Below are 4,024 nucleotides of genomic sequence, written 5' to 3'. Positions count from 1 at the left end.
ACCTATGACTTCGAACGTCTGATGGACGGCGCCAAGCTGGTGTCGTCTTCCGGCTTCGGTGATGCGCTTATCTCGCACATGTAAGAAAACGCAGGCACACAAAAACCGCCTGATTCAAGAATTTGAGTCAGGCGGTTTTTTTATGGCGGGATGACGGTGTGGTCTTACGCCGTAACGGTCTGTTGCGGGGCGGATGCCGTCGCTTTCGAGGCATCCACCGGGTTGCCGATGTTGACCGCGTGCAGGCCTTTGGGGCCCTGGATTATGTCGAATACGACAGCTTGCCCGGCTTTCAGGGTTTTATAACCTTCCATCTGGATGGCGGAGTAGTGGGCAAACAGATCTTCTGTCTTGCCGTCCTCGACGATGAAACCGTAACCCTTGGCGTTGTTGAACCAYTTGACCTTGCCGCTGACCTTGCCGCCTGACATACCCAACTCCCTCTGCAACAGACTCCATCACTGGAGTATCATCCAGTACATCCGCAGTCGAATCTGTAAATAAGATTGACTCCGCGGACCTTTTTTACCCACTGTGGGCTCTATTGGTTGTAACACCGTTTTGCCGATAGTCAAGCTGACCGGGCAGTCGGAGTTGAAAACGCTGATAGCCGCCCCCACCACTGTATTTGAACAACTGACGAACCTTTCTTTCCATGCATGCAATCAGCCAGATTCGACTAACATTCAATCAGGATCGCCCTGATTTACACGACGACGATTCCACAGGCATTGCTGTTCAGGAGGCAAAGCCTGCACTGCAGGCGCCGCCGATGTACAAGGTGGTTTTGTTCAACGATGACTACACACCGATGGATTTCGTGGTCGAAGTGCTCGAGGTGTTTTTTAACCTGAATCGCGAGCTGGCGACCAAGGTCATGCTGGCCGTCCACACAGAAGGGCGGGCAGTATGTGGAGTGTTTACCCGCGACATCGCCGAGACCAAGGCCATGCAGGTCAACCAGTACGCCAGGGAAAGCCAGCATCCGCTACTCTGTGAAATCGAGAAGGACGGTTAATCGCCGACCACTTGGGTATGAGGTGAAGCTATGTTAAACCGCGAGCTCGAAGTCACCCTCAATCTTGCCTTCAAGGAAGCCCGTTCGAAGCGTCATGAGTTCATGACCGTCGAACACCTCTTGCTGGCCCTATTGGACAATGAGGCTGCCGCCACCGTTTTGCGTGCGTGCGGCGCAAACCTCGACAAACTCAAGCATGACCTGCAGGAGTTCATCGACTCCACCACGCCATTGATCCCCGTGCATGACGAGGATCGCGAAACCCAGCCAACCCTGGGCTTCCAGCGTGTCCTGCAGCGTGCTGTGTTTCACGTACAGAGCTCGGGCAAACGCGAAGTGACCGGTGCCAACGTGCTGGTCGCGATCTTCAGTGAGCAAGAGAGTCAGGCGGTGTTCCTGCTGAAACAGCAGAGCGTTGCCCGTATAGATGTCGTCAACTACATCGCCCATGGCATTTCCAAGGTGCCGGGGCATGGCGATCACTCTGAAGGTGAGCAAGATATGCAAGACGACGAGGGTGGTGAGTCTTCTTCCTCGGGCAATCCCCTGGATGCTTATGCCAGCAACCTCAATGAGCTGGCGCGCCAGGGTCGTATCGATCCGTTGGTGGGGCGTGAGCTGGAGGTCGAGCGTGTCGCGCAGATTCTCGCGCGCCGGCGCAAAAACAATCCGCTGCTGGTGGGCGAGGCGGGCGTGGGTAAAACCGCGATTGCCGAAGGCCTGGCCAAGCGCATTGTCGACAACCAGGTGCCGGACCTGCTGGCCAACAGCGTGGTTTACTCCCTTGACCTGGGTGCCTTGCTGGCCGGTACCAAGTACCGTGGCGATTTCGAGAAGCGCTTCAAGGCGTTGCTCAATGAATTGAAAAAACGTCCGCAGGCGATCCTGTTCATCGACGAGATCCACACCATCATTGGTGCCGGTGCCGCGTCCGGTGGTGTCATGGATGCCTCGAACCTGCTCAAGCCGCTGCTGTCCTCGGGTGATATCCGGTGCATCGGTTCGACCACCTTCCAGGAATTTCGCGGCATCTTCGAGAAGGACCGTGCCTTGGCCCGGCGCTTCCAGAAGGTCGATGTGTCGGAGCCTTCCGTGGAAGACACCATCGGTATCCTGCGCGGTCTAAAGGGGCGCTTCGAACAGCATCACAACATCGAGTACAGCGATGAAGCCCTGCGCGCCGCCGCCGAACTGGCTTCGCGCTATATCAACGACCGGCATATGCCGGACAAGGCGATCGACGTGATCGACGAGGCGGGTGCCTACCAGCGCCTGCAACCGGTCGAGATGCGCGTTAAACGCATCGAAGTGCCTCAGGTCGAGGACATCGTCGCGAAAATCGCGCGGATTCCGCCCAAGCACGTCACCAGTTCCGACAAGGAGCTGCTGCGTAACCTCGAGCGTGACCTGAAATTGACCGTGTTCGGTCAGGATGCCGCGATCGACTCGCTGGCAACCGCGATCAAGCTGTCCCGTGCCGGCCTCAAGTCCCCTGACAAGCCTGTCGGTTCGTTCCTGTTCGCAGGGCCGACCGGTGTCGGTAAAACCGAAGCGGCGCGTCAGTTGGCCAAGGCGTTGGGTGTCGAGTTGATTCGTTTCGACATGTCCGAGTACATGGAGCGCCACACCGTATCGCGTCTGATCGGTGCGCCTCCAGGGTATGTCGGATTCGATCAGGGTGGTCTGCTGACCGAAGCCATCACCAAGCAGCCACACTGCGTGCTGTTGCTCGATGAGATCGAGAAGGCGCATCCGGAAGTCTTCAACTTGCTGCTGCAGGTCATGGATCACGGTACGTTGACCGATAACAACGGACGCAAGGCGGATTTCCGTAACGTGATCGTCATCATGACGACCAACGCCGGTGCCGAAACCGCAGCCCGCGCTTCGATCGGTTTCACCTATCAGGATCACTCGTCCGATGCGATGGAAGTGATCAAGAAGAGCTTCACGCCGGAATTCCGCAACCGTCTGGACACCATCATCCAGTTTGGTCGCCTCAGCCATGAGGTCATCAAGAGCGTGGTGGACAAGTTCCTTACCGAGCTTCAGGCGCAGCTGGAAGACAAGCGAGTGTTGCTGGAAGTCACCGATGCGGCCCGCAACTGGCTGGCCGAAGGTGGCTACGACGCGGCAATGGGTGCTCGCCCAATGGCTCGCCTGATCCAGGACAAGATCAAGCGTCCGCTGGCGGAGGAGATTCTCTTTGGCGAACTGGCCGAACATGGCGGTGTGGTGCACATCGACATCAAGGACGGCGAGCTGACCTTCGAGTTCGAGACCACGGCCGAGATGGCCTGACGTTCAGAAGCAAAACAAAAAGGCGCCGGGAGGCGCCTTTTTGTTGTCTGCAAAATGCACATCAAAACCTGTGGGAGCAAGCTCGCTCCCACAGGGTTTTGTGTTGTGGTCGCTAAATCGCAGACAAACAAAAACGCCCGGCATGAGCCGGGCGTCTTGTATTGACCTGATTAGCGAGCGCGGTAAGTGATGCGCCCTTTGCTCAAGTCATAGGGCGTCAGCTCGACGCGCACTTTGTCGCCGGTAAGAATGCGGATGTAGTTCTTGCGCATCTTGCCGGAGATGTGCGCGGTTACGACGTGCCCATTTTCCAACTCCACACGAAACATGGTGTTGGGCAGGGTGTCGACGACAGTGCCTTCCATTTCGAAGCTGTCTTCTTTCGACATGCAGTAAAGCCCTCGGTGTCCAATGAATGGCCCGGTGCAACTGCGCCAGGCAAAAGCGGCGTGCATTGTGCCCGAAAAGTGGGGTTTAAGCCAAGGGGTTTAGGGCTGGCTCTAGTTTAGAACCACCCAGCGCTGATTAATCAGCAACTCAATGGGGCGATATTGAGTCTTGTAGTTCATCTTTTTGCAGTTTTTGATCCAGTAGCCGAGGTAGACCGCCTCCAGCCCGAGCCGGCTGGCCTCGGCGATTTGCCAGAGGATTGCGTAGCGCCCAAGGCTGCGACGCTCTTCGGCGGGCTCGTAGAAGGTGTAGACC

Annotated in this window: 5 protein-coding genes and 1 pseudogene; 3 read left to right on the top strand and 3 right to left on the bottom strand. The window is 57.0% G+C overall.

The features are described from left to right. Window positions 1-84 (top strand): hypothetical protein (locus tag ACXRVY_RS19215; protein WP_458237996.1); only part of this gene is annotated, 84 nt, incomplete at its 5' end. Window positions 85-164: 80 nt separating this feature from the next. Here ACXRVY_RS19215 and cspD read toward each other — a convergent pair. Further along, a complete protein-coding gene (cspD, locus tag ACXRVY_RS19210) occupies window positions 165-431 on the bottom strand; it encodes a cold shock domain-containing protein CspD (RefSeq protein WP_223461574.1) in 267 nt (88 codons plus the stop codon). A gap of 224 nt (window positions 432-655) precedes the next feature. Here cspD and clpS point away from each other — a divergent pair, with 224 nt between their 5' ends. Both clpS and clpA read left to right on the top strand, forming a co-directional pair. Then, on the top strand, window positions 656-1,018 hold the full coding sequence (gene clpS / locus ACXRVY_RS19205) for an ATP-dependent Clp protease adapter ClpS (protein ID WP_032829596.1): 363 nt from the start codon (window positions 656-658) through the stop codon (window positions 1,016-1,018). A 30-nt stretch (window positions 1,019-1,048) separates the two neighbouring features. Further along, the gene (gene clpA / locus ACXRVY_RS19200) at window positions 1,049-3,319 is read left to right on the top strand and encodes an ATP-dependent Clp protease ATP-binding subunit ClpA (protein ID WP_223461576.1); all 2,271 of its coding nucleotides are present in this window, start codon (window positions 1,049-1,051) and stop codon (window positions 3,317-3,319) included. Between the two features lie 170 nt (window positions 3,320-3,489). On the opposite strand, the gene infA is transcribed toward clpA, so the two are convergent. After that, window positions 3,490-3,708, bottom strand: a complete 219-nt coding sequence (gene infA, locus ACXRVY_RS19195; RefSeq protein ID WP_002553999.1) for a translation initiation factor IF-1 — start codon at window positions 3,706-3,708, stop codon at window positions 3,490-3,492. A 111-nt stretch (window positions 3,709-3,819) separates the two neighbouring features. Further along, window positions 3,820-4,024: pseudogene (locus ACXRVY_RS19190) on the bottom strand (arginyltransferase); the annotation flags it as partial.

The organism is Pseudomonas sp. P5_A2_2, assembly GCF_054177685.1.
The sequence above is the reverse complement of the archived record's forward strand: the minus strand, read 5'-3'. Positions and strand labels throughout refer to the sequence as shown.

Bases quoted from the DNA above. Each gene is read 5' to 3' on its own strand.
- clpS (WP_032829596.1), top strand. From the start codon at position 656: ATGCATGCAATCAGCCAGATTCGACTAACATTCAATCAGGATCGCCCT.
- clpA (WP_223461576.1), top strand. From the start codon at position 1,049: ATGTTAAACCGCGAGCTCGAAGTCACCCTCAATCTTGCCTTCAAGGAA.
- infA (WP_002553999.1), bottom strand. From the start codon at position 3,708: ATGTCGAAAGAAGACAGCTTCGAAATGGAAGGCACTGTCGTCGACACC.